This is a genomic window from Pseudoalteromonas sp. Isolate6 (assembly GCF_022398435.1).
Classification (GTDB): domain Bacteria; phylum Pseudomonadota; class Gammaproteobacteria; order Enterobacterales; family Alteromonadaceae; genus Pseudoalteromonas; species Pseudoalteromonas galatheae.
In genome coordinates this window covers 1-4,664 of the sequence record NZ_JAKEVK010000282.1, presented here as the reverse complement: position 1 = coordinate 4,664, position 4,664 = coordinate 1, and the positions used below count along the sequence as shown (strand labels likewise).

The window sequence follows — 4,664 nt, the reverse complement described above, 5'->3', positions numbered from 1 at the left end:
AAGTAATAATTAACTTTTCTAACTGTGTGAAAGTAAGATAATTATCGTGACTTTTCCATATCTCAATATTTTTTAGTTTTCTGATCTTTATACACAATTTTTCATCACTCTTCGTTTTACTACCAGTAGCCCCCATTTTTGATTCTAAATTCAGTCTTCTCAAAAATCTTGCATTTTGTTTATTTTTTGACTAATTGGTTAATAGTCGTGCAGTAAGTCTATGTACAAATAGGCAATATGACAGTCATCCAATAATAACAAAAGGCAACCATGAGTCGCCTTGAAGGAGACGTCAAATGAAAATTTGTCGATTAGTTGTAGCATTGATCGCAGTGCTAATCGCCATGCCCTCACTCGCTAACAGCGCTTACAATATGAGGCAAGGCGTTACAGACATTAGCCATCAAGTATACGAGCTTCATATGACCATATTTCTAATATGCTGCGTCATTGGGGTGATTGTGTTTGGGATTATGTTTTGGGCGCTTTTAAAACATAGAAAGTCAAAAGGCGTTGTTGCAGCGCAATTTCATGAAAGCACCAAAGTGGAGATACTTTGGACTGCTATTCCCTTCCTGATACTCATTGGCATGGCAATACCAGCTACAAAAACACTCATTGCTATGGAAGACACTAGCAAAGCTGATTTAACGATTAAAGTTACGGGGTCGCAGTGGAAATGGCACTATGAGTACATGGGACATGACGTCGAATTCTATTCTTTACTATCCACTCCGAAAGAAGAAATCAGTGATCTTAAGGAAAAAAATGAAAATTATCTGCTCGAAGTAGATAAACATCTGGTTATCCCTACTGATAGGAAAGTTCGTTTTTTGATGACATCTGATGACGTTATTCACTCTTGGTGGGTGCCTGATTTTGCTGTGAAGAAAGATGCCAATCCGGGCTTTATAAATGAAGCATGGACTAAGGTAAATGATGAGGGAATTTACAGAGGCCAGTGTGCTGAATTATGTGGAAAAGATCATGGCTTTATGCCCGTCGTCGTCGAGGCTGTGAGTCCTGATCAATTTGATAAATGGCTGGAGGGGGCTAAGGAAGAAAAAGCAAAAGCAGAAGCAGAGTCACAAGCAGTAGCCCAGCAAACTCTTACCAAAGAAGAGTTGATGGAGGTAGGTGAACAAGCTTACATGGCTTACTGTGCTGCTTGCCATCAACCTACAGGGCTTGGTCTACCGGGGGTCTTCCCAGCAATGAAAGGGAGTAAAGTTGTCACAGGAGATGTTAAAGAGCATATAGATATTTTGCTTTTAGGTCGGCCTGGGACTGCCATGCAATCTTTCGCAAAGCAATTAACGATCAAGCAGATCGCAGGGGTAATTACCTATAAAAGAAATAGCTGGGGTAACGACACTGGTGATGTTATTCAACCCAGCCAAATTCAGCGTGAGATAAATGCATTAGAGGAGAGTAAGTAATGAGTGCCATCGTAGAAGAACATTCACACCATACGGCTCCCAAAGGTATTAAGCGCTGGTTGTTTACAACAAATCATAAAGACATTGGAACATTGTATTTATTGTTTTCACTGACCATGTTTCTAATTGGTGGTGCCATGGCTATGGTGATCAGAGCTGAGCTTTTTCAGCCTGGTTTGCAGCTTGTAGATCCACATTTTTTTAATCAAATGACGACAGTTCATGGGCTAATAATGGTATTTGGAGCAGTGATGCCCGCGTTTACCGGCCTTGCTAACTGGATGATCCCAATGATGATAGGAGCTCCTGATATGGCACTCCCGAGAATGAATAACTGGAGCTTTTGGATACTACCGTTCGCGTTTGCAATTTTACTGATGTCATTATTTTTGGAAGGTGGTGGGCCCGCTTTTGGTTGGACTTTTTATGCGCCTCTCTCTACAACGTACAGCAACGACAATACCGCATTTTTTGTGTTTTCTGTACACATAATGGGTATTAGTTCCATCATGGGCGCTATTAATGTAATTGTGACCATTGTTAACTTAAGAGCTCCGGGCATGACATGGATGAAGCTCCCCTTGTTTGTCTGGACTTGGTTGATAACCGCATTCCTTCTGATAGCAGTTATGCCAGTACTTGCTGGCGCTGTGACTATGGTGCTGACCGACAAGTTCTTTGGGACAAGTTTTTTTGATGCTGCAGGTGGTGGTGATCCAGTGATGTTCCAGCACATATTCTGGTTTTTCGGCCACCCTGAAGTATATATCATGATATTACCCGCCTTCGGCATAATTTCTACGATAGTACCTACATTTTCAAGAAAGAAACTGTTTGGCTACGCATCGATGGTTTATGCAACTGCATCGATCGCATTGTTGTCGTTTGTCGTTTGGGCTCACCACATGTTTACCACAGGTATGCCTTTAGCTGGTGAGTTGTTTTTTATGTATGCAACTATGCTCATCTCAGTACCCACTGGCGTTAAGGTTTTTAATTGGGTAGCTACGATGTGGCGAGGCGCAATTAGTTTTGAAGTACCCATGCTGTTTGCCATTGCATTTATTGTGCTTTTCACAATAGGTGGATTTTCAGGGTTGATGTTAGCGATCACACCCGCGGATTTCCAATATCACGATACTTACTTTGTTGTTGCTCACTTCCATTATGTGTTAGTTACTGGGGCTGTGTTCTCAATAATGGCCGCAGCATATTATTGGTTACCAAAATGGACGGGGCATATGTTTGATATCAAATTGGCTAAATTTCACTTTTGGTTCTCCTTGATTAGTGTGAACGTATTGTTCTTCCCTATGCACTTTGTTGGTCTTGCTGGCATGCCTAGGCGGATCCCAGATTATGCTCTGCAGTTCGCTGATTTCAACGCGATTATTAGTGTTGGAGGGTTTGCTTTTGGTCTTTCTCAACTGCTGTTTGTTGCAGTGGTTTATAAATGTATAAAAGGCGGGGAACAGGCTCCTGGAAAAGTGTGGGATGGGGCTGAAGGGTTGGAGTGGCAAGTACCATCTCCAGCTCCTTATCATACCTTTTCAACGCCTCCGGAGATTAAGTAATGCAACATGGACGCCTGCTTAGGAAGCTTATTTTGTTGACGCTAGGTATGTTTGCTTTTGCCTTTGCACTGGTTCCTCTATACGACGTTTTTTGTGATGTCACTGGCCTCAATGGTAAACCATCCATGGAAGTCGCAAGGCAGAGCGAGTCAATAGCACAAAGTCGACAAGTAGATGTGAGCTTCACAACGCATAGTCAAAGTCAGGCGCCATTTAAGGTCGATGCCGTTGAACATTCGGTTAGTGTTCAACCTGGAAAGCTAACCGATGTGAAGTTTATTGCAAAAAATCTGAGTGATAACGAGCGTGTGTTGCAAGCGATCCCTTCAGTGTCCCCTGGGAAAGCTGCAAAGTATCTACACAAAATGGCCTGCTTTTGTTTTGATCAGCAACCGATGAAAGGCAAAGAAGAAGTTGAATTTGTCTTGAGATTCTATGTAGATACGGAGCTTCCCATTGATGTTGAGGAGCTCACGCTTTCATATACGTTGTTTGATATTACAGAGCGAGTTAGCAAACAAGACAGTGATGGGGTGAGTATGCTAGCCGCTCGAGAGGAGTTCAAATATGAACCATGAACAAGAAAAATATTACGTACCTGAGCAAAGCCCATGGCCGATAGTCGGTGCTTTTGCGTTGTTTTTCATCGCTGTTGGGGCTGCACTTACCATTATTCAGCTAAACTCTTCTGGGAACAGCGGAGTAATGTTACTGCTTGTGGGTATTGCTGTGCTGGTATATATGCTGTTTGGTTGGTTCAGGAATGTGATCCAAGAATCTCAAACCGGATTATATTCTGCCCAAATGGATCGTTCGTTTAAGCAGGGAATGGGATGGTTTATCTTTTCTGAAGTTATGTTCTTTGCAGCTTTTTTTGGTGCGCTTTTTTATGCACGGATGATTGCTGTTCCGTGGTTAGGTGGTGCAAGCAACAATGCCAGTACAAATGAGGTTTTATGGCCTCAATTTGAGGCTGTTTGGCCATTGCTCACAACACCAGATGGAACTGTTACTCAAGCTATGGGTTGGCAGGGACTTCCACTTATCAATACTATCATTCTATTAGCATCATCAGTAACCCTTAGCTTTGCTCATGTAGCTTTGGAAAAGGAGCAAAGGGCGAAAGTAAAGGCGTTTTTGGGGCTAACTGTACTACTTGGAATTGCATTCTTAACGTTGCAAGTGGAAGAGTATATTCATGCCTACCAAGATCTTGGGTTAACTCTGCAGTCGGGAGTATACGGCAACACATTCTTTTTACTTACAGGATTTCATGGGGTTCATGTCACACTTGGCGCGATCATTCTGTTCGTCATATGGATCAGAGTGTTGAGGGGGCATTTTACCGCTAAGAACCATTTTGCTTTTCAGGCTGGGGCTTGGTATTGGCATTTTGTTGATGTGGTTTGGCTATGTCTATTTGTATTTGTTTATGTGTTGTAACACCGGGTGAAGAGTGTAGTTTTATGAGATCAAATTGAGCTGCAAGACAAATTATAAGTAGCACAGCTATTGAAGCATAAACTCTTTTTTGCAATAGCTTCGCCGTTGACTCTTGTTGCTCTGACTTGAGCATGACCAGCATAGCTTTAAATAAATTAAAAAAAACGAGCAGTAGTAATACAACAATAATAATTTTAATCATAAGGGG

At 42.0% G+C, this 4,664-nt stretch carries 5 protein-coding genes; 4 read left to right on the top strand and 1 reads right to left on the bottom strand.

Features of this window, described 5'->3' with window-relative positions; genetic code table 11:
* The first annotated feature begins 296 nt into the window (after positions 1-296).
* From coxB to L1D50_RS21665, 4 genes are read left to right on the top strand one after another with little or no spacing between them, the layout of a single operon-like run.
* Positions 297-1,439, top strand: coding sequence for a cytochrome c oxidase subunit II (gene coxB, locus L1D50_RS21680; RefSeq protein ID WP_128725384.1), 1,143 nt, complete (start codon positions 297-299; stop codon positions 1,437-1,439).
* Positions 1,439-3,013, top strand: coding sequence for a cytochrome c oxidase subunit I (gene ctaD / locus L1D50_RS21675; RefSeq protein WP_128725385.1), 1,575 nt, complete (start codon positions 1,439-1,441; stop codon positions 3,011-3,013). Before coxB ends, ctaD begins: the two co-directional genes overlap by 1 nt.
* Positions 3,013-3,591, top strand: a complete 579-nt coding sequence (locus tag L1D50_RS21670; RefSeq protein ID WP_239966797.1) for a cytochrome c oxidase assembly protein — start codon at positions 3,013-3,015, stop codon at positions 3,589-3,591. The genes ctaD and L1D50_RS21670 overlap by 1 nt, the downstream gene beginning before the upstream one ends.
* Positions 3,581-4,456, top strand: coding sequence for a cytochrome c oxidase subunit 3 (locus L1D50_RS21665; protein ID WP_239966796.1), 876 nt, complete (start codon positions 3,581-3,583; stop codon positions 4,454-4,456). The genes L1D50_RS21670 and L1D50_RS21665 overlap by 11 nt, the downstream gene beginning before the upstream one ends.
* Here the strand turns inward: L1D50_RS21665 and L1D50_RS21660 are convergent.
* On the bottom strand, positions 4,362-4,658 hold the full coding sequence (locus tag L1D50_RS21660; protein WP_275660246.1) for a DUF2909 family protein: 297 nt from the start codon (positions 4,656-4,658) through the stop codon (positions 4,362-4,364). The genes L1D50_RS21665 and L1D50_RS21660 overlap by 95 nt on opposite strands.
* Positions 4,659-4,664 lie beyond the last annotated feature (6 nt).

Coding starts and splice junctions, on each gene's coding strand:
- L1D50_RS21670 (WP_239966797.1), top strand. CDS start 3,013: ATGCAACATGGACGCCTGCTTAGGAAGCTTATTTTGTTGACGCTAGGT.
- L1D50_RS21660 (WP_275660246.1), bottom strand. CDS start 4,658: ATGATTAAAATTATTATTGTTGTATTACTACTGCTCGTTTTTTTTAAT.
- coxB (WP_128725384.1), top strand. CDS start 297: ATGAAAATTTGTCGATTAGTTGTAGCATTGATCGCAGTGCTAATCGCC.
- L1D50_RS21665 (WP_239966796.1), top strand. CDS start 3,581: ATGAACCATGAACAAGAAAAATATTACGTACCTGAGCAAAGCCCATGG.
- ctaD (WP_128725385.1), top strand. CDS start 1,439: ATGAGTGCCATCGTAGAAGAACATTCACACCATACGGCTCCCAAAGGT.